Annotated in this window: 22 protein-coding genes and 2 pseudogenes; 10 read left to right on the top strand and 14 right to left on the bottom strand. The window is 64.5% G+C overall.

The window, feature by feature from the left end; translation table 11 throughout:
* Window positions 1-525: 525 nt before the first annotated feature.
* The 3 genes and pseudogenes from E4191_RS15460 to E4191_RS15470 form a co-directional block, all read right to left on the bottom strand.
* A pseudogene (locus E4191_RS15460) lies at window positions 526-774 on the bottom strand (transposase); the annotation flags it as partial.
* 566 nt (window positions 775-1340) lie between these two features.
* Window positions 1341-2051: a 16S rRNA pseudouridine(516) synthase gene (locus tag E4191_RS15465; RefSeq protein ID WP_228461385.1), complete on the bottom strand. Its 711-nt coding sequence runs from the start codon at window positions 2049-2051 to the stop codon at window positions 1341-1343.
* 209 nt (window positions 2052-2260) lie between these two features.
* On the bottom strand, window positions 2261-2683 hold the full coding sequence (locus tag E4191_RS15470) for a winged helix-turn-helix transcriptional regulator (protein ID WP_135314189.1): 423 nt from the start codon (window positions 2681-2683) through the stop codon (window positions 2261-2263).
* Between the two features lie 101 nt (window positions 2684-2784).
* Here E4191_RS15470 and E4191_RS15475 point away from each other — a divergent pair, with 101 nt between their 5' ends.
* Complete coding sequence (locus tag E4191_RS15475) at window positions 2785-3531, top strand: SDR family NAD(P)-dependent oxidoreductase (RefSeq protein ID WP_135314525.1); 747 nt, start codon at window positions 2785-2787, stop codon at window positions 3529-3531.
* Between the two features lie 143 nt (window positions 3532-3674).
* Here E4191_RS15475 and E4191_RS15480 read toward each other — a convergent pair whose 3' ends face one another.
* Together E4191_RS15480 and E4191_RS15485 are read right to left on the bottom strand one after the other, a co-directional pair.
* A complete protein-coding gene (locus E4191_RS15480; protein WP_135314190.1) occupies window positions 3675-4085 on the bottom strand; it encodes a hypothetical protein in 411 nt (136 codons plus the stop codon).
* A 173-nt stretch (window positions 4086-4258) separates the two neighbouring features.
* On the bottom strand, window positions 4259-5143 hold the full coding sequence (locus E4191_RS15485; protein ID WP_135314191.1) for a LysR family transcriptional regulator: 885 nt from the start codon (window positions 5141-5143) through the stop codon (window positions 4259-4261).
* 97 nt (window positions 5144-5240) lie between these two features.
* On the opposite strand from E4191_RS15485, the gene E4191_RS15490 reads away from it, so the two are divergent.
* Complete coding sequence (locus E4191_RS15490; protein WP_135314192.1) at window positions 5241-5963, top strand: SDR family oxidoreductase; 723 nt, start codon at window positions 5241-5243, stop codon at window positions 5961-5963.
* 132 nt (window positions 5964-6095) lie between these two features.
* Here the strand turns inward: E4191_RS15490 and E4191_RS15495 are convergent, their stop codons facing one another.
* A complete protein-coding gene (locus E4191_RS15495) occupies window positions 6096-6830 on the bottom strand; it encodes an SDR family oxidoreductase (RefSeq protein WP_135314193.1) in 735 nt (244 codons plus the stop codon).
* A gap of 178 nt (window positions 6831-7008) precedes the next feature.
* Here E4191_RS15495 and E4191_RS15500 point away from each other — a divergent pair, with 178 nt between their 5' ends.
* Window positions 7009-7914 carry an AraC family transcriptional regulator gene (locus tag E4191_RS15500; protein ID WP_135314194.1) on the top strand — a complete coding sequence of 302 codons (906 nt, stop codon included), beginning with the start codon at window positions 7009-7011 and terminating at the stop codon, window positions 7912-7914.
* Between the two features lie 140 nt (window positions 7915-8054).
* On the opposite strand, the gene E4191_RS15505 is transcribed toward E4191_RS15500, so the two are convergent.
* The 3 genes from E4191_RS15505 to E4191_RS24225 all read right to left on the bottom strand — a co-directional run bounded on the left by E4191_RS15505 (window position 8055) and on the right by E4191_RS24225 (window position 10235).
* Window positions 8055-9047, bottom strand: coding sequence for a hypothetical protein (locus E4191_RS15505; RefSeq protein WP_228461387.1), 993 nt, complete (start codon window positions 9045-9047; stop codon window positions 8055-8057).
* 72 nt (window positions 9048-9119) lie between these two features.
* Window positions 9120-9587: an alpha/beta fold hydrolase gene (locus E4191_RS24220; protein ID WP_228461389.1), complete on the bottom strand. Its 468-nt coding sequence runs from the start codon at window positions 9585-9587 to the stop codon at window positions 9120-9122.
* Window positions 9588-9611: 24 nt separating this feature from the next.
* Window positions 9612-10235, bottom strand: coding sequence for an alpha/beta fold hydrolase (locus E4191_RS24225; protein ID WP_228461391.1), 624 nt, complete (start codon window positions 10233-10235; stop codon window positions 9612-9614).
* Between the two features lie 181 nt (window positions 10236-10416).
* Here E4191_RS24225 and E4191_RS15515 point away from each other — a divergent pair, with 181 nt between their 5' ends.
* From E4191_RS15515 to E4191_RS15530, 4 genes are all read left to right on the top strand, one after another.
* Entirely contained in the window at window positions 10417-10977 is a 561-nt protein-coding gene (locus tag E4191_RS15515) for a TetR/AcrR family transcriptional regulator (protein WP_228461393.1), read from the top strand.
* Between the two features lie 237 nt (window positions 10978-11214).
* On the top strand, window positions 11215-11460 hold the full coding sequence (locus E4191_RS15520; protein WP_135314197.1) for a hypothetical protein: 246 nt from the start codon (window positions 11215-11217) through the stop codon (window positions 11458-11460).
* A gap of 93 nt (window positions 11461-11553) precedes the next feature.
* The gene (locus tag E4191_RS15525) at window positions 11554-12048 is read left to right on the top strand and encodes a MarR family winged helix-turn-helix transcriptional regulator (RefSeq protein WP_135314198.1); all 495 of its coding nucleotides are present in this window, start codon (window positions 11554-11556) and stop codon (window positions 12046-12048) included.
* A gap of 9 nt (window positions 12049-12057) precedes the next feature.
* On the top strand, window positions 12058-12516 hold the full coding sequence (locus E4191_RS15530; protein ID WP_135314199.1) for a VOC family protein: 459 nt from the start codon (window positions 12058-12060) through the stop codon (window positions 12514-12516).
* A 280-nt stretch (window positions 12517-12796) separates the two neighbouring features.
* Here the strand turns inward: E4191_RS15530 and E4191_RS15535 are convergent, their stop codons facing one another.
* Window positions 12797-13432 carry a TetR/AcrR family transcriptional regulator gene (locus E4191_RS15535; RefSeq protein WP_228461395.1) on the bottom strand — a complete coding sequence of 212 codons (636 nt, stop codon included), beginning with the start codon at window positions 13430-13432 and terminating at the stop codon, window positions 12797-12799.
* Between the two features lie 110 nt (window positions 13433-13542).
* Between E4191_RS15535 and E4191_RS15540 the strand changes: the two genes are divergently transcribed.
* Complete coding sequence (locus E4191_RS15540) at window positions 13543-14289, top strand: SDR family NAD(P)-dependent oxidoreductase (protein ID WP_135314200.1); 747 nt, start codon at window positions 13543-13545, stop codon at window positions 14287-14289.
* A 48-nt stretch (window positions 14290-14337) separates the two neighbouring features.
* Window positions 14338-14424, top strand: a pseudogene (locus E4191_RS24985) (NAD-dependent epimerase/dehydratase family protein); the annotation flags it as partial.
* A gap of 62 nt (window positions 14425-14486) precedes the next feature.
* Here the strand turns inward: E4191_RS24985 and E4191_RS24990 are convergent.
* From E4191_RS24990 to E4191_RS15570, 4 genes are all read right to left on the bottom strand, one after another.
* Entirely contained in the window at window positions 14487-15029 is a 543-nt protein-coding gene (locus E4191_RS24990) for a hypothetical protein (protein WP_456320276.1), read from the bottom strand.
* Window positions 15030-15548: 519 nt separating this feature from the next.
* Window positions 15549-16562, bottom strand: coding sequence for a Gfo/Idh/MocA family protein (locus tag E4191_RS15560; protein WP_135314201.1), 1014 nt, complete (start codon window positions 16560-16562; stop codon window positions 15549-15551).
* Between the two features lie 120 nt (window positions 16563-16682).
* Complete coding sequence (locus tag E4191_RS15565; RefSeq protein ID WP_135314202.1) at window positions 16683-19049, bottom strand: GH36-type glycosyl hydrolase domain-containing protein; 2367 nt, start codon at window positions 19047-19049, stop codon at window positions 16683-16685.
* A 23-nt stretch (window positions 19050-19072) separates the two neighbouring features.
* Window positions 19073-20068 (bottom strand): LacI family DNA-binding transcriptional regulator, encoded by a 996-nt coding sequence (locus E4191_RS15570; RefSeq protein ID WP_231714304.1) that lies wholly within the window; start codon window positions 20066-20068, stop codon window positions 19073-19075.
* Window positions 20069-20174: 106 nt separating this feature from the next.
* Between E4191_RS15570 and E4191_RS15575 the strand changes: the two genes are divergently transcribed.
* Window positions 20175-21560, top strand: a complete 1386-nt coding sequence (locus E4191_RS15575) for an ABC transporter substrate-binding protein (protein ID WP_228461398.1) — start codon at window positions 20175-20177, stop codon at window positions 21558-21560.
* Window positions 21561-21611 lie beyond the last annotated feature (51 nt).

A 21611-nucleotide genomic window follows, 5' to 3' on the forward strand; every position in this document is an offset into this window, starting at 1 on the left:
CGGCGATCTGAACACGGGCTCTGGTGCCGCTGCGCGTCAGCCTCCACGGAGAAATCCGGTTCCTCCCACAAGCAAGCGCGCGGGTCCCTCCTAATTTCAACGCTCCGGCCCCGTGTGTCAGATCACCGTCCGGCCGCAGGTCGGGCTGCGTCCACCTTGCTTTGCCCTTCGGATGACATGAGGTAATGCAAAGTGAAAAGCAGGGATGGCTTCGCTACTGGCGGAAGTAGGAAGGAGCGCCACGACATGTCGAACTGGATCAAAACACAGGGCAGAGATTGGGCTGTGGCCCATCAGAGGCGAACCTTTGTGACAGGAAAGGCAATCCCGCCGTCGCAGCGGCAATAGACCCCACTGTTTTCAAGCAATTTTTTCCCCTGCTGAAGGCAGAACTATCTGACGCCTGCCACCCGGTGTTTAGCAACAGATAGTTCTGCCTTTTCTGTCAGGAGGCCTGACTTCTGGCGTAAAGTATTTCTTCAGCACTGCTTTGGAGCGGTCCGATCTTTGGGCCGGACTCCGACGCTCGGCGGCCAAGCCCACCATGATCCGGGTGACGCCCCGTTGTCGCTCCAGCGCTTCCTATGATGGTAGAGCGTCTTGGCGGGCCCGTCTTCCTTCGGCGCGTCGAACCAAGGTGAGCCATTGCGATCAATGACGATGAGGCCGCTCAGGACCCTCAAATCATCGATACGCGGGCGGCCATGGCTCCTGGGAAAGAGAGCGCGAAGGCGCGCCATCTGCGCGTTCCGTCAGCCGGAACAGATTGTTCATCAACCAGGTCCTTCTGCAGAGCCTGAATCACCAAAAATGCGTGAAATCGATGGGTCCGGGCCCTGACAGACACCGGTGTCCTTGCGAGTCGCAGGATCGAGAGCGGCCGGATGGGGGCCTGTTTGCAGTGATAAGGCTCCGGCATCATGTTCTTTTTGGCAAGCAGCCTGCAGCCGCCCTTGTGCTACTGTCCCAGAACCAAGAGGGACAGACGGGAGTTGGCCCCCGGGAGGGTATCCGGGGGCCAGCGCCAGATCATCGGCCAACCCGCCCATCATAGGCCGCGTGAAAGCCATCGTGCTCCGCAGCCATTTGACGGCGCGTTCGTCCTGCCTCGTTCCGCCGACTTGCCGGGACTGCTGCCCCGCTGTCGCGGTTATCGTTGTGTGTCACTAACCTAGAAGAGGAACTTCGCAGTCGTCCACACTTTTTGCATGTGGTGCAGATAAACATATGTTGCGAAGCCGGCAGGCCCGCCTGTGCAAATCCGATCGTTGCCCTGGTCTTTCTCCGCTGCCGTCGCGCACGGATGGGCAAGGGCTGCACCTTGGTACTCACATCATCCTTCAGGTCACACCTCCCTGGGCCTCCTGAAAGATCGAGGCGATGTCCTCGTTCGTCAGCAGCTTCCACTGACCTGGCGCCATGCCATCGGGCAAGGACAGCCCCCCCACGCGTTCACGCTTCAGTTCCTCGACATGGTTGCCGACGGCGGCGAACATCCGACGCACCTGGTGGTACCGGCCCTCGGTGACGCTCAGCAGGGCTTCTCTCTCGGAGATCACCGTCATCTCGGCAGGCGCCAGTCGCGTGTTCTCGCCCCGCAGCGTCAAGCACCCCGAGGCGAACAGGTTGCCCTCGGTCCCATCCAGAGGACGCGCCAGGATGGCGCGATAAGTCTTCCTCACGTGGCGCTTGGGGCTGATGATGCGATGCAGCAGAGCCCCGTCATCGGTCAGCAGAAGAAGCCCCGACGTCTGCTTGTCCAACCGGCCGATGGTCGAGATCGCGGGATCACGCCGTTTCCAGCGCTCGGGGAGGATGTCGTAGACAAGCGGTCCGTGATCCTTGTGCGAACAGGTCATCCCCAACGGCTTGTTCAACAGGATGACCATGCCCGCGACGGGATCGAGCGGCTTCCCGTCGACCGTCATCCGCGCGGGCAAATCCTCGGTGACCGGGATGCGCCTGGTGACATCCACGACGTCGACAGCGTCCAGGGTGATGCTGCCGGTCCTGGCCATTCGCGCGATGTCGTTGCGCGAGCCGTAGCCCATCGAGGACAGAAGCTTGTCGATCCGGAGGGATGGAGTTTTCGTCAATGGTTGCGATGCCTTACGTTGGCCCGGTGAGATCTTTAATTGATTCAATGCGTGCGGACGATGAAGGGTTCTGCTTTGCCGAGGCTGCCTTCGAGCGGTCTGATGCAATGCCGCCGATGGGCTGACTCGGGAAGGCCAAGATCGATCAGATGGGTTTCAATCGGTCACGGGCAATGCCTGACTGGCGTCGTCGTCACGATGCCGGGCGTCCGGCCTGCATTGTGGCCCATCTGCTCGCCCTTGTTCCCGGACGCAGATCGCTCCGCGATGGCCTCCAGTTCGGCCGAATGATGGGTTCCCCACGCGCAAAGCTGGGCAAGCGCTTGGGAAAGACTGCTTCCGAAGGGCGTGAGCGAATATTCGACATGGGGCGGGATCTGCCCGAAGTCACGGCGCGCCACGATCCCGTCCGCGACCAGGTCCTTCAGCTGCTGCGCGAGAACCTTGTCGCTGACCTTGCCGACCGAGCGCCGCAGCTCGCCGTAGCGCAGGGTTCGGTGGGCGAGGTGATAGACGATGAGCGGCTTCCATTTGCCACCCATGACGAACAGGACCGCATCGAGACCGCAGGTGAAGGTGTGTGTCATCCGTCGACCGCTCACTTTCGGGGCACTTACCAAAAGGTACATACTGGAAGATCGGAAGCCAAGCCGCCAGTTTCTCTGGACCAACGCAGATGAGGGACATCATGGGTAGACTTGAAGGCAAGATCGCCGTCATCACGGGCGCCAACAGCGGGATCGGACTGGCGGCAGCCAAGCGCTTCGCGGCCGAGGGCGCCCACGTGTACATCACCGGCAGGCGGCGGGAAGAGCTGGAGCAGGCCACGGCGGAACTGGGTCCCGATGTGACCGCCGTTCAGGGGGACGTGACGAAGGCCGCCGATCTGGATCACCTGTTCGAAACGGTCCGCACGCGGCATGGCCGGATCGACATCCTTTTCGCCAATGCCGGGACGGGCGCCCTCGAACCGCTCGGCCGGATCACCGAGGCCGGTTTCGACCAGACCTTCGGGCTCAACGTCAGGGGCACCGTCTTCACGGTCCAGAAGGCCTTGCCGCTGATGCAGGAGGGTGGCTCGATCATCCTTACCGGTTCCACCACCGGCGTGATGGGAACCCCGGCCTTCAGCATCTACAGCGCCACCAAGGCGGCGGTGCGCAACCTGGCGCGAAGCTGGGCCTTGGACCTGAAGGGGACCGGCATCCGCGTGAACGTCCTGTCTCCGGGCGCCACGAGAACACCCGGACTGCAGAACGTCGCGGACGCCGCCGGCGCCGGCACGATGTATGAGGCGCTGCTCGCCCAGACTCCGGCAGGGCGGATCGCCGAACCGGAGGATGTCGCCGCGGTCGCCCTCTTCCTTGCGTCGGACGACAGCCGCGTCATGACCGGCAGCGAGATCTTTGCCGATGGCGGTATGGCCCAGGTCTGAACGCTGCCTCCCCAGGCTGGTATACTGAGCGCGTTCAGCGCCAGGACGCTCACAGCGCGGGACCTGCCCGAGTGATGCGCCTGTCGACCGTCCAGCACGGGATCGACGGCGTCATACGCGCCGGATGGTGCGCCAGCGTCCGATCAGAGTTGTGCGCCCTTGGCGGCCCATGCGGCCATTTCGCCGTCGGCGATGGTGAGGGACACGCGCCAGCGGTCGCTGCGGCGCAGGATATAGACATGGTCCCACTCGGCGATAAGTTCGTCGCCCTTGCCGAACATGCGATAGGCCATGCGGGCCTGCGCGACATTCGGAAAGAGTTCGGTCGCGGACAGCAGCTCTCCCTCGGGGCGCACGATGCCCTGACGGCGGTAGAAGTCCATGAGTGTCACGCAGTGATCGCGAAACGCCGGCCGCTCCATGGCAAAGTTGCCGGTCGGCGAGGGGAACAGTCCGACCTCATCCCAGAGTCCGCTGAGCGTCTCGGCGTCGTCGCGGGCGAACGCATCGACGTATTCCTCAAAAAACCCTGCAATCTCGTCGCGAAATGCCATGCTCGTCCTGCCCGATAGCTGAATGAAGGTACCGCCTGTATCCCGCCTTGCCGGGCTGAACTCAAGAGTGTGCAGGGCCCTCGATCGATCGCCCTGGCGAACTGCTTCTTCGGCAGCAGCAGAGCGCAAACCATGGTCGAACAGGCACGAGCCCCCAGAGACAGGCCGCGACATCATCTTGATCCCCGAACATGCGCCACAAGCGCGCGAAGCTTGGGGGCCATGTTCCGGCGCTGCGGAAAATAGAGATAGAACCCCGGGAAGGACGGCAGGAACTCCTCCAGCAGCGAGACCAGCTCGCCGCTGTCGAGATGGGGTTGCAACGTCTGGAGGGGGGCGAAGGTGATCCCTCCGCCATTCAGTGCCGTGCGCATCATCAGGCGCAGGTCGTTGGTGCAGATCTGCGGATCGACGGCCACGTCGAAGGGACGGCCGTCTTCGGCGAACTCCCACCGGTAGGGCGCGGTGTTGGGCGCCGGGCGCCAGCCGATGCAGCGGTGATGGACAAGATCGCGGGGGTGGTCCGGGACGCCCTGCGCGGCAAGATAGGCGGGCGAGGCCACCACGGCCTCGCGCTGAGGACCTCCGACCGGGACGGCGATCATGTCCTGCTCGATCACCTCTCCCAAGCGCACGCCGGCATCGAAGCCGGCGGCGACGATGTCGAATTCGGCGTCGGTCACCGTGATGTCCAGGGTGATCCGGGGATGGGCCTCGGCAAAGCGGGCGATCAGCGGACCCGACAGGAAGGGCTCGGCGATCGAGGTCGCGGCGATCCGCAAGAGCCCTCGAGGGCAATCCTCGGCGCCGAGGCTGTCCAGCGTGCCGAGGATCTCCGTCAGCGGCCGGGCCAGCGCTGCCTGCAGCTCCACGCCCGCCTCGGTCAATCTGACAGAGCGTGTGGTGCGCAGGAGCAGCGCCACGCCGAGGCTGTCTTCCAACCGCCGGATCCCCTGGCTGACCGCCGAGCGGGTGACCCCCAACCGGTCCGCCGCCGCACGGAAGTTCGCCTCCTCGGCCACGGCGCGGAAGAGAAGAAGAAGGTTGAGGTCGATCATTGTCCAGCCTTGCTTACCATCCAGTGCAGTTCTGCGGCAATACCGGCGACAGCCGTTCCGGTCCATCCTTCAGATCATCCCAGATAAGGAGCATCTGATGGACAAGGTCATTCTGATCACCGGCGCCTCGGGCGGCATCGGCGAGGGCATCGCGCACGAGCTTGCGGCGGCCGGGGCAAGGGTCCTGCTGGGCGCGCGTCGGCTGGACCGGCTGGAGGCCGTGGTCGACACGATCCGCGCGGCCGGCGGTGTGGCCGAGGCGCGGCGGCTGGACGTCACCGACCGGCAGGCGGTCGCGGGCTTTGCGCAGACGGCGCTGGACCTCTGGGGCCGGATCGACGTGCTGATCAACAATGCCGGCATCATGCCGCTGTCGCCCCTGTCGGCAGGCAAGCTGGACGAATGGGAGCGGATGGTGGACGTCAACATCAAGGGCGTCCTGTGGGGCATCGGCGCAGTGCTGCCGGTCATGGACCGGCAGGGATCGGGACAGATCATCAACATCGGCTCGATCGGGGCGTTGCAGGTGGTGCCCACGGCGGCGGTCTATTGCGCGACCAAGTTCGCGGTGCGCGCGATCTCGGACGGGCTGCGGCAGGAAAGCGGCCGGATCCGCGTCACCTGCGTCAATCCCGGGGTGGTGGACAGCGATCTGGCGGCGACCATCACGCATGAGGAGACGCTGGCGGTGATGGACGCCTATCGCGCCATCGCGCTGCAGCCGGGCGATATCGCCCGTGCGGTGCGGCAGGTGATCGAGGCGCCCGAGGGTGTGGACACGACCGAAATCACCATCCGCCCGACGGCCTCGGCGAATTGAGGCCGGTGAGGCAACCCGCACAGCCCTGGACGCCAGCCGACGATGGCACAGGAACATCCCGCCCACGCAGCGCGGGCGGGATGGGTGATTTGTCCGAGCGTTCACATCTGTCCCAGTGCCGGTGGCCATCGGCTACATCTCAAGGCTTCCCCCATAGGCCTTCGGGACCAGGTCGTCCTGGCGTTCCCCGCTGCGGATCAGGTCCAGGATCGTCTCGGCCACGCGGTCGGGGGCATGTGCCGCCGGGCCGACGGTCCTGATCTCGGCAGCGGCCGCGTCCTGCCCCTCGGACACCGCAGCGTAGAACTCGGTGTCGGTGACGAACGGATAGATCGTCGAGACGGATATGCCCGCCTCGGCCAGTTCCAGCCGGGCCACGTCCGACAGCATGTTCAGCGCCAATTTCGAACTGGTATAGGCCCCCGCGCCGGGCAGGATCCCGAAGGTGGCGCCGGAGCTGACATTCACGATGGCCCCCATGCCCTGACGGCGCATCTGCGGGATCACCGCCTGCATCATGGCCAGGGGGGCCACGGTGTTCAGGTCCAGAACCGCGCGATAGGCCGCGATGTCGATCCTGTCGACGGGCGCGTAGAGACCCCGGCCGGCATTGTTCACCAGCGCATCGAGGCGTCCGAATCTCCGGAGGACCGCCGCGATGCTGGCCTCGATCTGCGCGCCCATGGTCACGTCGCAGGGAAGCACCAGCGCATCTGGACCAAGGCGATCCGCCAAGGCGCGCAGCCGGTCCTCGCGGCGGGCCAGCACGGCGACGCGGGCGCCGGCCTGTGCGGCGGCGATGGCGGTGGCCATGCCGATCCCGGATGAGGCCCCGGTGATCAGGATGACGGAATCTTCGATCTTCATGCGCAGCGCTTTCCTTCATGACCAAGGTCCTGCACGGGCCCGCAGGAGGGTCGGGTCCCGTGCCGATGCCTGATCAGGATGTGGGGATGCGGCGCGCATCACCCATGCCCGAAGCGATCCGGATCTTGCCCGATCCTCTCACGACGGTGTATCTTCAGGTCATGGACCGATCCCCGCGATGACCGACCCCTTTCCCGACCTCGCATCCCGGCTGGCGGATACGCTTCCGGAGGGCGTGACGCGCACGACCCTTCCAGGGGTGGAGCTTCTCAAGATCACCAGCCCGGGCGAGCTGACCCCCGAGGTCCACAAGCCGATGGTCAGCCTGATCCTCCAGGGACAGAAACGCCTTCTGATCGGCGCCGAGGTCTTGCACTATCACGGCGGGGACACCTACGTGGCGGCCGTCGATCTGCCGATGCGGGTCGAGATCCTCGGCTGCACCCGCGCGCGTCCCTATCTGGCGGTGAAGCTTGGCCCCGATCCTGCCCTGATCGCCGATCTGGTCGGGCGATCAGGAACCACGGCAGAGCCCTCCGCAGGCCGCGCCTTTGCCGTGCATCCGGCGGATGCGGAGCTGCGAGATGCCTATCGCCGCCTCCTGCAGCTGCGCGATCGGCCGGAGGAGATCGCGGTCCTCGGCCCGCTGATCCAGCGCGAGATCCTGTTCCGCCTGCTGCGCGGTCCCCAGGGCCCGATTTTGCGCAAGATCGCGGGCGGCATCGGGCATGGCACCGGCATCGGACCGGCCATCTCGCTGATCCGGGCGGGATATGCCGGGCAGATCCGCGTGTCGGACCTGGCGCGGGCCTCGGGGATGAGCGTCGCGACCCTCCACCGTCGTTTCAAGGCAGAGACGGGCATGTCGCCTTTGCAGTACCGCACCCTCATCCGTCTCTACGAGGCCCGCAGCAGGCTGATCACCTCGCCCGGCAATGTGGCCGGGGTGGCCTTCGGCCTGGGCTATGAAAGCGCCTCGCAATTCTCGCGCGACTACGCCCGGGCCTTCGGCGCCCCGCCCCTGCGCGATGCCCGGCGCATCCGCGCGGGTCTGGTGGACGAGAGGGCCGAAAGCCCGGTCTGATCCGGCAGGCGCCAGCCCGATGTCGATTGCCCGGATGGGAGGGGACAGGGGGTCGGATCTTTTGCTCGGCCCAGCCCGGCTCTCGCATCGCATGGCGCGATTTCAATGCTGTGACCCACGCAATGCCGGAAAAGGCACCGTCAGGTCTGGTCGATCGTGATCGTCGCACCAGCCTGTTCCAGTGCGCCCAGGAACCCATCGGGCTCCATGAGCTGTTCGGGAAAATAGAGCCCGGCCGGAAACGCCGGGCGCCCCGCCAGCCCGAGTGTCGCAGACAGGGAGAGAGTGGCGCTCAGGCCGGTCAAGGACGCCTGTCCGCGCGTGAACTCCAGGGTCGAGCGCCGCATGATCTTCCGGCCATCACGTTCCCCGGCAATGTCCAGGATCACCTCTGTCCCGACGGTTCCGCCCCGCAGACGGCTCGAGGAGATGCCGCTGGCCAGATCGAAGCGAATGTCGGCCGCGCCCGATGCGGCCTGAAGACTGACGATGTCATAGGGCGCAAACGCCGCGGCCGAGAGCGTGCGGCCATCGATCGCCGTGATGTCCCGCGTGGCATCCGCCCCGGTCAGCCAGACCCGGCGACCCTCGCGGAAGGCCAGCGCCCCGGCGCCGCCCAGATCCATGTCCTCCAGTGCGGCCGGTCCGGTCGGATCGAGGTCGTCCACGATCGCGGACACATGGATCGAGTGGACGGCATCGAGACCCGTCATCGACGCCAGGGCCAGGAAGACCGTGGGTCCGGCGTGCCAGTGGCTGGACAGCACCACCGGCGAGGCGCTTGGGCGGCGAATGACATGCGCCATCTCCCCACCGACCTCGACCAGCCAGTTGCCGATGCTGAGATAGGGATGTCCAAGATCAAGAGCGTATCGGAGGCCCTGCAGGCCGGCGTCTTGGACGACCATCACCACGGCACCGACATCCGCGTCACGACCCAGCCCAAGCCGGGGCTGCGCCGTGTCGACCTGAACCGCTTCGGCCAGGCCCACGTCGCGGGCAAGGGCCGCGGCCTTGTCGATGTTTTGTCCTCCGATGAGAAGGGGGATATCCGGATGTCGGTCACGGAAGTGACGCACCATCTGTTCGCCGACGACACCCGTGCCGCCGACAAAGAGGATCTTTCCAGTCATTCGAATTCTCCAGTCATGACAGACAGACATGAGGGCGCTGAGGCGTCGGGCCGGTCGCCGCAGCCAAGGGCGTCAGCGAGGGAACGTCCTGTCCAGCCAGTCGAGAACGATCCGGTTGGCCTCTTCGGGCTTTTCCTCGGGCGTCCAGTGCCAGGTGTCGACGATGACGTGCCTTTCCAGATCCGGGACGAGGGCATCCATGCCGTCGGTCATGCTTGGACGCAGGACCACGTCATTTTCCGCCGAGATCATCAGCGAGGGGACGCGGACCATCTGGTCGACCTCCAGCCCCGCCTGCCAGTTGCGCGAGATGTTGCGATACCAGTTGATGGCCGGCGTGAAGCCGGTGCGCGCGTACTGGCTGACGTAGAAGTCCAGTTCCCCGGCGCTCAGCACATCCTGTCCAGGGAATTGCGCGGGCGCTGGCTGACCGTAATATTCCATGTTCTTCAACTCGGCCGGCATCTGATCCCAGTCCTCAGGGGTCCCGAGGTCCTTTCGCAGGGCCCCGCGCAGCGTTCCCTCCGGGTCGCTGTTCATGGCGATGTCGGCCAGGTCGCCGTCCTAGAACATCAGCACATACATGCCGGGGCGATAGACCTCGCGCATCTGGGCGATCGGATCGCGGCCCGGATCGGCGGTGAAGTCGTCGCCGTCACCCAGCACGGGCGCGACAAGATCGGGGTGCAGCCAAAGGCCCCAATGGGGGATATGCGGCGTGTTGAACGAGACGACGCCCGTGGTCCGCTCTTCATGGAACAGGGCCATCTGCCAGGCGAGCAACCCGCCCCAGTCATGCCCCACGAAAACGGCTTCATCGACGTCGAGGCCGTCGAGCATGCCCGCAATGTCACCGGTCAAATCGGCAATGTCATAGTCCTCGACATTCTCCGGGGCGTCGCTCAGCCCATAGCCGCGCAGGTCGGGGACGATGACCCGATAGCCGGCATCGACAAGGGCCGGGATCTGATGGCGCCACGTATAGGCCAGACCCGGAAATCCGTGCAGAAGCACGACCGCCGGCCCGGATCCGGCCTCGTAGACGGCAAGCTCGATGCCGTTCGTGCCGACCATCTCGACGGGCGGCATGGTCGGAGCGATGCCTGGCAGGTCGGCAAGGGCGGGGACGGCCATCAGGACCGTGGCGGCGGCAAAGCCCGCGAGGGCCGTTCTGCGTGTCAAATTCATCGGGGTGAAGACCTTCGGGCTTTGGGGGACGCCCCGCGATGCGGCTGCCGGTCTGGCAGCCGGGGGCGCCGGAATGCGGTGGATGTCACGACCGCTGCGTGCTACACTAAGTAAGTTACTTATGGTAATATTGCGGCTCAGGTCGCCAATGTCAAGCAGGGAGACAGGTTTGTCCGGAAAGATGCCCAAAGCGGATCGTCGCGCGCAGCTGCTGGACGTGGCCCATCGGATCGTGCGGCAGCAGGGAACGGATGCCCTGACGCTCGGGACGCTGGCCGACCAGGCCGGCGTGAGCAAGCCGATCACCTACAATCATTTCGAGACACGGTCCGGTCTGCTGGTCGCTCTCTACGGCGAGATCATGGACAGGCAGACCAGGGCACTGGCCGATGCGATCAAGGACACCGGGCAGGCGCTCGATCAGGTCTCCCGCGTTCTCGCCGAGGCCTACATGGACTGCCACGCGTCCATCGGACCGGAATGGCACGCCATCGGCGCGGCGCTCAGGGGCAGCGCGGAGATGGATGGCTATCAGCGCCGGATGATCGAGGGGCATGTCGCCTTCTTCGGACGCGTTCTGTCGCCGCTGACCGAGTTGCCGGACGAGACCGTCCACCGTCGCTGCGTCGGGATCATCGGCGCGGCCGAAGCCCTCTCGGACGCGATGGTCCGCGGCCAGACGAGCCGAGACCACGCCGTCTCCGACCTTGACGCCCTGATCGTCGGTTGGCTGCGACGATAGGGAAAACCTTGCCCGGAGGCGCCGCGACAAGGGGATGACGGGCCGATGTGAGTCGACGCCTTCCTGCCTCTCGCGGGCCGAACCTCGGGCAGGCTGGATCCGGCCAAGGCCGGCACCGATCGGACGCGCGTGACGCAGATGCTACCGGGCTTTCGGAAGGAACTTCTGTTCTTGATCCCGGACGCGCGCAGTGTTTTGCCGATGTAGACAAAGCTCCTGCGGGAGAGGGACAACGTGATGTTGCGCGCGCATTTTTTTTACTTTTTCAAAGGGCTGATCATAAGGTCCGGAACATGGTCCCTGCAGTTCCCCTTGGTGGTTCGCCTCCCTGATTGTGGTTTTTGGCAAAAAACGTCCTCTGTCGGCGCTGCGACCTCGTCTGCCCAGGAAGTGGATGCTCAGAATGCGTGGCAGCATCGACACGAAGACCCCAAAGCTGCCGCACGACTGCAGGGCAACATCAACGCCAGGAGCCTCTACTGAGGTTTGACGTCTCCACATAAGCCCACCGACATGTTGACGATGACAGCACGCTGTCGTAATGACAATACAACGTCATAATTAACGGTGTGGGATATGCCCGTCGAACCCCCGTCTTCCAGCCCTGAAGAAATCGAGCTTCGCAGTGCGTTGACCGATCTCATCGTGGAGATCTTCAGATTGAACGGCGACCTCCTCCAATCGGGTGACGCACTGGTCGGCGACCTGGGCTTGACGAGTGCGCGCTGGCAGGTGCTTGGGGCCATGTCCCGCTCTCCTGTTTCGTTGCCGGTCGCGCATCTCGCGCGCGACATGGGACTGACGCGTCAAGCCGTGCAGCGGGTGGTGGACGACATGCAGGCGGGTGGTTTGGTCAGGCTGGACCCGAACCCGCACCACAGCAGAGCAAAGCTCGTTGCGATGACCGGGCAGGGGCTGGGCGCGTATGAACAGGCAATGGCGCGTCAGCAGGCTTGGGCAGACAATCTTGCCGCTGACCTGCAGGTTTCGACGATCATCGGTGCCGTCGATCTTCTGCAAATCCTGAGACGGCGTCTTGCCGGCGACAACACCACCACCACTCTGAAATAGGAATTTATCATGCCAAACACAGCAACAGGACCCATCCGGGCCTCCGCGCTCTCGAAGGCGCGTGTCGCACACGTTGCCCTACGTATCAGGGATCGCGAATCTGGCATCGCCTGGTATCGGGACAAACTGGGGATGCAGGTGGTTCGTGCCTTTGATCTGAATGGCATGACATTCACAGAAATGGCGATGGAGAGCGGCGAAGCGTTTCGACTGGAATTGGTTTCGGGCGATGGTGCCGTCGAACGACCCGGTGACGGCGAGCTATCCGACAGCTTTCTGCTGAACGGATGGCATCACTTGGGGATCTGGGTCGACGACGTCGATCTGGCGGTGGACGAACTCAGGGGCCGGGACGTCCGCATCACCCTCGATCCCACCGACAATCACGAATGGATGGTGCGTGTCGCGTTCATTGCGGATCCTTGGGGAAACGTGATCGAGCTGCTTCAACCTCTTCAAGCTGGATGACACCAGCCGCCGCCCTGCCGCGAGGGCGGCGACAACCATTGCACTGAACATCACCGCTGTTCCGCGGAAAACGAAGAACAGGGGTGTTTCGAACGCGTTCGAAACATGCCTCGCGGGAACGGGCAGAACGCTCATCGCACCCCAGCCAGTGGTCTGGGTCAAGGCCAGACTGAACAGACCAAATGACGGTGCTGCTCAGTGCGATTTGGTCGGCTGGCATGAAGTCGCCGTGACAGAAGCGAACGGCAGGAACGTCGGATCGCGGTCCAAAGCGACCCTCTCAACCAGTTTCGGGACCTTCCGCGTCAGAGTTTGCAGCCATGCCGTAACGCAGTCCGTCGATCAGCAGTCTTACCAAGCGTCGGACAACCTCGGGATCGGAATGGCCGGAGGGCGTGCACAGGCCCGCAACCGCGCGCAACAGATCCCGGGGTTCGACATCCGCGCGCAGTTCACCGGCATCTGCCGCCGCGTGAAGGAGAGACGTCAGAGCCGGCTCGAGGCGCGCGTCGAAATAGGCGGGCAAAGTCGCATAGGCCGGCCCCCCGGAATGAAGGGATGAGGCAAGGCCGCGTTTGGCCAGGATGAAGTCCACATATCGCTGCATCCACAGATCGACAGCGTCCGCAGGCGCATGATCCTGCGCGAGGGAAAGAGCGGCATCGGCACAGGCGTCGACCTCGCGCCGGAACACCGCCGCGATCAGATCCGCGCGTTGAGGAAAGCGGCGGTAGATCGTGCCCACCCCCATGCCCGCCTCATCGGCGATCTCGCGCATCGGCGCGTCGACCCCGGTCCTCGCAAAGACGATCCGTGCGGCCTCGATGAGCTTGCCTTCGTTGCGCCTGGCGTCCGCCCGCATCGGGGCTGCACCGGTATCGTCCGGCCGGAGCTTGGGGTTTTTCAGCTGTGACACAGCACCTCCTCTTGCTAAGCGGAACGTTGTTCCGTATACACGGAAGAGTGTTCCGCTTACTATGTATCTTGTGCGGAAGCCGCTGACCATATCCTAAAGGGAATTCCGCCATGACCGACAACCGCGTCGCCCTTGTCACCGGGGCAAATCAGGGGATCGGCTTTCAGATCGCCCGGGACCTGGCCGCACAGGGCCTGACCGTGCTGGTTGGGGCGCGCGATCTGGCCAAGGGCGAGGCCGCCGCAAATCAGATCGGGGATCGCGCGCATGCCATCCGGATCAACGTGACCGATCAGGCCTCGATTGATGCCGCGGCAGAGCGTATCCGCCGCGAATTCGGCCGGCTTGATGTCTTGATGAACAATGCCGGCATTTCGCGCGCGCAGCCGGACCAGCCCTTCGGCGTTGCTGTCAGGACCAGCCTGCTGACCGAAGCCCCGATCGCGGATGTCCGGCGGGTGTTCGAGACCAACGTGTTCGGCGTGATCGCCGTGACGCAGGCGATGCTGCCGCTTCTGCGCGAGGCGCCTGCGGGCCGCATCGTGATCACCGGCAGCTCGGGCGCATCCCTGAGCCTGAACTCGGATCCGACCAACGATCACCGCAGGATGTTCGGCACCTACTCCGTGTCCAAGACCGCCGTCCATGCCGTGATGCTGGCCTTTGCGCTGGCGCTTGAGGACACGCGGATCAAGGTCAATGCCGCCTGTCCCGGTTTCACCTCCACAGCACTCAACAACTTCAACGGGACGCGAAGCCTGCAGGAGGGTGCCCGCGAACCGGTGCGACTGGCACTGATCGGCGACGCTGGCCCGACGGGCAGCTTTTCCGACGAGGACGGCCCGGTCGCATGGTGATGCTGACCAGTCTTGGCATCCCGCTTTTGAAGAAAGGACGACGCCAGAATACAAACTTGCGTCACTGGGGCAACTGGCTTCGTCGGCTCTGCCACCGTTTCTGAGTTTCTCGGCGCCGGGCAGCGCGTCATTGGACTTGCCCGAACAGCCATCTCGGCAGGTCGAGTTCCAGCTTGGTTCGTCCCGCATCGCAGACCTCAAGACGCCGTCGCCGATCGGCCGCCATGCGGGCCCAAGCTTTCGTTCACGAAATCTGCACGTGCCGCCACTGGGAAAATGATAAAGACCAGGCATACTCCGGACCTGAGCTGCAATGTCGTCAGATCGGCAGCTCCGACGTGGCCTTCTCCGTCGAGACCACGATGGACGATCGAAACTTCCGGACGTTCTTGTCGGCGAAGAAGAAACGGTGGGTGAACGCCTCGTAGTCCCCAATATCCTGCGCCATCACGATGAGGATGAAGTCGGCATCCCCGGCAATGCAATAGAAGTGAGTGACCTGCCGGATCCTCCCGTGCCTTGCGCTTGAAGGCGTCGATCTGGTCGACACGATCCCGCTCAAGTTCGACCGCAACGGTGGCAGTGATGCCCAATCCCACCGCCATGGTCGCGATAACGTGGTTCGTCATGACGGCGGCACCAAGCGCCAACCCGGCGGCAATCCGGGTGGAGGATGATTGTCCACCCAGTGAGGATGCGACCAAGCTGACCCCGATCAGCCCGGGCAGGTCATCCAGCATCCAGGTCTGTCGTGATGCCCGAATGCGGCCCCCTGCAACAGGTCCTGCGACACGGATGGAGAATGCCGTGACGGTCAACAGAACGATCACGGCCCGAGACGTTACGCTCATCCAAGGACTGCTTTCCTGCGACGCAGAAGGGCGCAGGCTGCCAGCCCCATGAGCGCTCCTGCAATGATCCCATAGGCTTTGGGCAACCCAGAGATACGACAGTCACAGTGACCCCTGCCGCGATGGCCCATGGCAGGAGTTGCGAGGGCCCTCGCCAAAGCCCCCTCGCCAAAGCGATGAAGGCGGCCGTGAACGCAAAGCTCGGTGGCGCAAGATCGGCGCACGGACCTTCGAGGACCTGTTCAGAGCCCTTGGCGACATCTGCAGAATGTCCTCACCCCAGGAGTGCTGGAATGATTTCCACGCGGCAGGGTATGTGCCAGGTTAAGTCAGAAAGGCTTGAGTGCTCGAAAGGACGTCCGGCGTGCAGCTCATTGGCCTGTGCCGCCCGTGATCGGGACGTCTGCCCTACCCGATCCGTGCGCGCCAATCCTCGAGGACGGTGTTGTTGCCGATGCTGGACGCCGGGCCCATCTGCGGCCAGCTGAGGCCTGTGCGGCCCTCGGCAATGGCCCGGCTCGCGGCTTCGGCCTCGAATGCAAAGAGATGCTCCGGATGGCGGAGGTCTTCGACGCGCCGCTGTCCCGCTGTCGTCACCTGGATGCGCGCGTCCGACGGACCCCCGTCGCGCCCGGGCGTCCAGGGGGTCGGAAGCAGCAGTCTGCCCCGGTCGCCTTCGACATGAACGGTGTTTTCCATTGTCTGACTGATCGCGCAGCCGATCTCGGCCGTCATGCCGTCGGCGAACCCCAGCACGCCGTGCGCGACTTCGACGACGCCGCTTCGGCCGATCACGCCGGTTCCGCCGATCGTTTCCGGCTCGGCGTATCGACCCTGCGCGGCGCCTGCAAAAAGGCGCGCGGCAGAGACGGGATAACCGCCGACATCCAGGATGGCGCCGCCGCCCAGCTCTTGCGAGAACAGGCGCGAACCGGGACTGAACGGCGCCTCGAAGCCGAACGTCGCGCGCAGGTGCCGAAGCGTGCCGATCTCGCCCGATCGGAGGATCTCCACCGCCCGCGCGATCTGCGGATGGCACAGGTACATGTAGGCTTCCATGAAGAAGACCCGGTTCCGCGCCGCTGCCTCGACAAGCGTCCTGACCTCGGCGGCGGTGATCCCGGCCGGTTTCTCGACCGAGACGTGCTTGCCGGCACGGATTGCCATCAAGGCCTGCTCGGCATGGAAGGGATGCGGGGTCGCGATATGAATGGCATCCACGTCCGGATCCTTGCACAGGTCCCGGTAGTCGGTGTATCGCTTCGCCTCGTCCAGATTATATCGATCCCCGAACGCGCGCCCGCGCGCCTCGCTGCGGCTCGACACCGCGATGAGAGCGCCCGAGGCAGCCTGTGCCATGCCGTCCGCGAAGTTCCGGGCGATATTCCCGGGACCGACCAGACCCCACCGTATCGTCGTCATATGGCGTTCTCCCAACCAGACTGTGCGCATTTTCGCTGACCAAGGCACGATCCAAGCGTGCGGGCACCGTGGTGGCCGTGCCGGGACAAGCCGGCATGCGGCCCTGTGCCGGTGATGTGGCTAGGCCCGCGCGGGCAGCCGCACCCGGACCTGATAGGTCCTGCCATGCTTGACATGCCTCAGGACGTTTCCGTCGAGTTGCTCCCCGTCAACGTGGATCTCCCGGTCTGTCAGCCCGCCGACGCGCGCGACGTCGACCTCGAAGAGGGCGCCCCGGAATGTCCTGCGGAAGCGGCAGCGATCCCAGTCCGAGGGGATCTGGGGCGCGATCACGACCCCGTCGCGCGTGCCCCGAAGGCCGCAAAGCTGCTCGATCACAAGACGGTAGAACCACGAGGCCGTCCCGGTATTGAACAGGTTGCTGGACCGTCCCGCGGTCCGGGGATGCTGGTGCCACGCCCCGCGATAGTAGTTCGGGATATAGAGCGGCAGTTGGCCGCGGACGGCAATGTCGCCCGCCTCGGGCTCGGTCAGCATTGCGCGCAGCACGCGGTATGCCCGATCCCCTTCCTCGACATGATAGAGGGCCGCGGCGTAGAAGGCGGCGGCGTGATTGTAGACCGCGCCGTTCTCGGCGCTGCCGGGCCATTTCTGGGTCAGCCGGCCCACATCCTCGCGCATCCGGGTGTAGGCGGGGGCGAACATGGCGACGCCGTAGGGCGTATCGAGCTGCTCATCGATGGCGCGCAGCATGCGGGCTTGGCGATCCTCGTCCGCCGCGCCGCAGAGCATCGCCCAACTTTGGGCGTTGAGGTAGATCCGCCCCTCGTCGTCGGCAGAGACGCCGAAATGCTTCCCGTCGTCGGTGATCCCGCGGGCATACCAGTCGCCGTCCCACAGATGCGCGTTGATCCTATCGACCATGGCGGCGGCCTCGTGTCGCAGCCAGCCCGCGGTGTCCTCGTCCGCTGCTGCATCGCACACCTCGGCCCAGAGGGACATGGCATAGCTCGACGCCTCGGCCAGCCACCCCGAGACGCCCTTGCCCTTGTATCCCACCATGTTCATGGGGTCGTTCCAGTCGCCCTGTGCGATCAGAGGCAGGCCACGCTCGTCCACCTCGCCTGCCAGGAAGCTGAGCGCGCGTGTGACGTGGTCGTAGAGGCTGTCCGTCGTGTCGCTGTCGGACCAGCCGACCTGTGCTGCAAGGATGGTGCGGTCGTTCGTTTCGTCCAGATAGGCGCAGGTCGTGATCACCAGCCAGACCGCATGGTCGGTATGGGGGATCTGGTTGATGTATTTCAGCGTCGCATCGGGGCGCAGCAGGATGCCATCCGGCACCTTGCCCGAGACGGACTGCTGGCTTGCGGTGCGCAGGATGACCTCGCGGGTCGTGTCCGGCCGGATGAACACCATGCCAAGCGCGTCCTGCAGGTAGTTCCGCGTCTGCGGGTCGGTCGTCAGGCGGTTGGTATCGCCGTGATAGAAGACCTGCCGCGGCAACCAGTGGTTGACGAATGCGTCGAACGCGGCGTCGGGCGTCTCGATTTCAAAGCTGCCCAGCCCGTCCGCGATATAGGCGCGGGTGGCGCCTTGCACCGCCGCCGCGTCGCCGCGCAGGTATTTCCCGATCAGCGTCGCGACTTCGGATGTGTCATGCGCAGGCCCGAAGATCAGGCGAAAGCGCTCGGATCCGCCTGCGGAAAGCGACAGGTCGTATTGCAGGATGCCCGCCGGGATCTCGTAGGCCGCGTCGCCCCCGGCCAGGTTCCTGCCGCCCTGCAGCGCGGATGGGTCGGCAAGCCCGCCCTCGCCCTCGAAGGCCTGCTGCGAGACCTCGACATGGTCCGGCAAGCGGTCGGCGGCAAGAAACGTGATATCCTTGAGATGGCGGTTCCGGAAGTAATCCTCGACCGCCTGATAGGGGGTGACGCTGGTGCAGATGACGGCGCCGAGGTCGGCGTCGAAATGTCCGCCCATGTTCATCCATGACATGTAGCCGACCGGGAAATACGGGACGAACGAGACGTCCCGCGTGCCGTCGCCGATGTTTGTGACCGTCGCCGTCCAGATCTCGGCCACGTCATCCTCGGGCAGTTCGAGACAGAGGTCGACGCGCAGTCCGTCCTTCTCGACCGTCCAGCGCATGTCAGAAAGGCCCGGCTCGAAGACAAAGCTGTCCGGCCGCGCCCGCACCGGCTCGTGCGGGGCCGAGAACAGCGCCCCGCTTCGGTTGTCGCGGACATAGAAGAACCGGCCCGGGTGATGGGCGAAATAGCGATGCTCGGGCTGCATGAAGCTCTGCCCGGCCATCGTCGGCACATGGGCGTATTTCCTAGGCTCGGGGTCCATGTACTGGCTGACGGCGAAGCCCCGGCAGCTCATCTGGATCATCATCCGCCGGTTCCACAGATAACCGGCCGCGGACGGCGCCAGCATGGGGTCGGTCAGGCGGAAACGGGTTCCGTTGTCGATGAATTCGGGCATGATCGTCTTTCGATGCTGCGCAATCAGGGGGCGGACGGGGGCGGCGCGGTGGATTTGCGCGCGCAGAGGGTGGGCTCGAACCGCTCCTGGAAGGGCATGTCGAGACCATAGGTGAGGTTGAGAAGCTGGCGGCAGGCCGACTGCGTCATCTCGACGATGGGTGCGTGGATCGTGCTCAGCGCGGGAACCATGTAGGCGGCGAAATCGACGTCGTCGTAGCCCAGCACGGACACCTGGTCCGGCACCTTGATGCCGGAGGCCTGGAGGCGGGCCGCGACCACCATGGCCACCTTGTCGTTGCCGCAGAACACCGCGGTGAATTCGCCTGCCGACTGCATCAGGGTGTCGGCGGCCTGCTCTCCGCCGGCATAGCTGTACGCGCCCTCGATGACACGTTCGGGCGCCACCGGATTGTTCAGTCGCTCCAACTCGTCGATGAAGCCGTTATGCCGTTGCTTGGCGTCCTGCGCCGAGAGCCGGCCGGTGATGACGGCGATCTTCCGATGGCCGAGGCCGTGGAGATGCTGGGCGGCAAGGCGCCCGCCGCGGTCATGATTTATCGAAAAGGCCCGGCCGGGCAGCGCCTCGACCTCGCGGTTGATGCAGACGAGGTTCGGATATCGATCCGACAGGCTGGCCAGTCTGAAATCGCCAAGCCGCGACCCCGACATGAGGATGCCATCGCAGTCGCGATTGATCAGGTAGTCGATATGGGCAAGCCGGTCCTCGTCGGACTGTGCATCCTCGGCATTTGCAAGGATCATGTGCTTTCCGTGCTGCCGAAGCTCCAGTTCGATGGCCCGGATCATCATCTGGTAATAGGGCCCTTCGAGAGACGGCACCCATACCCCCACAAGTTCCGAGCGGCGGGAAGACAGCGACCGGGCGATGCTGTTGGGCCGGTAGTTGAGCTGACGGATCGCAAGGGCGATCTTTTCGGCGGACTTCTGCGAAATAGAACCGTTTCCAGAAACGAATCTGGAGACGGTCCCGGATCCGACTCCGGCAAGCTTTGCCACGTCCTTCAATGTCGCCGTCTTGTGTTCCGCCATGATGAGTGCCCAAAGTATCCTTATTACTTTACAGGTGTTTGAAGACCAACTGTAGGAAGATGCTCCTGCCCGGATGCATTGCCGCACATCAGTTGTCGCAGGAACGATTGACAAGATCAAGTCACCGTGTTTGAAATGGAACCGGTTCCATTGGAGGTTCTGGAGCATCTCGCGGCCCTCGAAGTTTCGGGCGGCGAAGATCGATTTGGTGCATTGGGGAGGACACATGTTTCACAAGACAAGGCTGATGGCGCAGACCGCCATCGCTCTGGCCATCGGCGCAACCGCAGGACATGCTCAGGAGGCGGAGGTCATCCACTTCTGGACCTCGGGGGGCGAGTCCGCGGCGATCTCGGTTCTGGCTGACGCGTTCGAGGAGCGTGGCGGCGAATGGACCGACAACGCCATTGCCGGCGGTTCGGCCGCCCGCAGCGCCGCCATAAACCGGATCATCGGCGGCGATCCGTCCACCGCCGCGCTGTTCAACACCTCGCAGCAATATCACGAGATCATCGCCGAGGGCTTGCTGAACGACATCGACGACGTCGCCACCCGGAACGATTGGGACAACATTCTGCCGGCCCCGATCGTCGACGCGATCAAGGTCGACGGCAGATACTATGCGGCCCCCGTCAACATCCACATGCCGCTCTGGATCTGGTATTCCTCGGGCGCGCTGGAGCAGGCAGGTATCGAGTCGCCTCCAGAGACGATGGAGGAATTCTTCGCCGCGCTCGACGCCCTGCAGGCCGCCGATATCACGCCGCTCGCCCTCGGGGGTCAGCGTTGGCAGGAAAACCTGCTCTTCTCCGCGATGATGACCAATGTCGGCGGGCGGGATCTTTGGACCGGCATCTATGCCGACAAGGACGAGGAGGCAATCAACTCGCCCGAATTCCGGGAGGTCATCGAGACGTTCGTCCGGCTGAAGCCCTATGTGGACAGTGCCTCGCCCGGTCGAAACTGGAACGACGCCACGGCGATGCTGATCGGCGACACGGCAGGGTTTCAGGTCATGGGCGATTGGGCCAAGGGCGAATTCACGCAGGCCGATCAGCAGATCGGCGTCGATTACAACTGCCTGCCGGGTCTGCGAGAGGATGCCCCCTATGTGCTGGGCGGCGACGTGTTCGTCTTTCCGCGGACCGAGGATCCGGCCCAGATCGAGGCTCAGAACCTGCTGGCCGAGACGATCACCGCTCCGGACGTCCAGGTGGCGTTCAACAACCTCAAGGGTTCGATCCCGATCCGGTTCGACGTCGACGTGTCCGCGATGGACGCGTGCGCCGCACTGGGCATGGAGATCATGGGCGACCCGTCGCGCCTGGTGCCGGACGCCTCCCAGATGATGAACGAATACGTCTATGGCTCGGTCCAGGACGTCGTCACCGAACTCTGGAACACGGACATGAGCGTCGACGAGGCGGTCGAGCGTTTCGGCAACGCGCTGCAGAACTGATCCGGACCTACGGAAAGTCTGGTGACGGAGGGAGGGCATCGTCCTTCCCTC

The sequence above is a fragment of the Paracoccus liaowanqingii genome (assembly GCF_004683865.2).
In the GTDB taxonomy this organism is placed as follows: domain Bacteria; phylum Pseudomonadota; class Alphaproteobacteria; order Rhodobacterales; family Rhodobacteraceae; genus Paracoccus; species Paracoccus liaowanqingii.

Coding starts and splice junctions, on each gene's coding strand:
- E4191_RS15465 (WP_228461385.1), bottom strand. CDS start 2,051: ATGGGCTACGGCTCGCGCAACGACATCGCGCGAATGGCCAGGACCGGC.
- E4191_RS15470 (WP_135314189.1), bottom strand. CDS start 2,683: ATGACACACACCTTCACCTGCGGTCTCGATGCGGTCCTGTTCGTCATG.
- E4191_RS15475 (WP_135314525.1), top strand. CDS start 2,785: ATGGGTAGACTTGAAGGCAAGATCGCCGTCATCACGGGCGCCAACAGC.
- E4191_RS15480 (WP_135314190.1), bottom strand. CDS start 4,085: ATGGCATTTCGCGACGAGATTGCAGGGTTTTTTGAGGAATACGTCGAT.
- E4191_RS15485 (WP_135314191.1), bottom strand. CDS start 5,143: ATGATCGACCTCAACCTTCTTCTTCTCTTCCGCGCCGTGGCCGAGGAG.
- E4191_RS15490 (WP_135314192.1), top strand. CDS start 5,241: ATGGACAAGGTCATTCTGATCACCGGCGCCTCGGGCGGCATCGGCGAG.
- E4191_RS15495 (WP_135314193.1), bottom strand. CDS start 6,830: ATGAAGATCGAAGATTCCGTCATCCTGATCACCGGGGCCTCATCCGGG.
- E4191_RS15500 (WP_135314194.1), top strand. CDS start 7,009: ATGACCGACCCCTTTCCCGACCTCGCATCCCGGCTGGCGGATACGCTT.
- E4191_RS15505 (WP_228461387.1), bottom strand. CDS start 9,047: ATGACTGGAAAGATCCTCTTTGTCGGCGGCACGGGTGTCGTCGGCGAA.
- E4191_RS24220 (WP_228461389.1), bottom strand. CDS start 9,587: ATGAACAGCGACCCGGAGGGAACGCTGCGCGGGGCCCTGCGAAAGGAC.
- E4191_RS24225 (WP_228461391.1), bottom strand. CDS start 10,235: ATGAATTTGACACGCAGAACGGCCCTCGCGGGCTTTGCCGCCGCCACG.
- E4191_RS15515 (WP_228461393.1), top strand. CDS start 10,417: ATGCCCAAAGCGGATCGTCGCGCGCAGCTGCTGGACGTGGCCCATCGG.
- E4191_RS15520 (WP_135314197.1), top strand. CDS start 11,215: ATGTTGCGCGCGCATTTTTTTTACTTTTTCAAAGGGCTGATCATAAGG.
- E4191_RS15525 (WP_135314198.1), top strand. CDS start 11,554: ATGCCCGTCGAACCCCCGTCTTCCAGCCCTGAAGAAATCGAGCTTCGC.
- E4191_RS15530 (WP_135314199.1), top strand. CDS start 12,058: ATGCCAAACACAGCAACAGGACCCATCCGGGCCTCCGCGCTCTCGAAG.
- E4191_RS15540 (WP_135314200.1), top strand. CDS start 13,543: ATGACCGACAACCGCGTCGCCCTTGTCACCGGGGCAAATCAGGGGATC.
- E4191_RS24990 (WP_456320276.1), bottom strand. CDS start 15,029: ATGCTGGATGACCTGCCCGGGCTGATCGGGGTCAGCTTGGTCGCATCC.
- E4191_RS15560 (WP_135314201.1), bottom strand. CDS start 16,562: ATGACGACGATACGGTGGGGTCTGGTCGGTCCCGGGAATATCGCCCGG.
- E4191_RS15565 (WP_135314202.1), bottom strand. CDS start 19,049: ATGCCCGAATTCATCGACAACGGAACCCGTTTCCGCCTGACCGACCCC.
- E4191_RS15575 (WP_228461398.1), top strand. CDS start 20,175: ATGCATTGCCGCACATCAGTTGTCGCAGGAACGATTGACAAGATCAAG.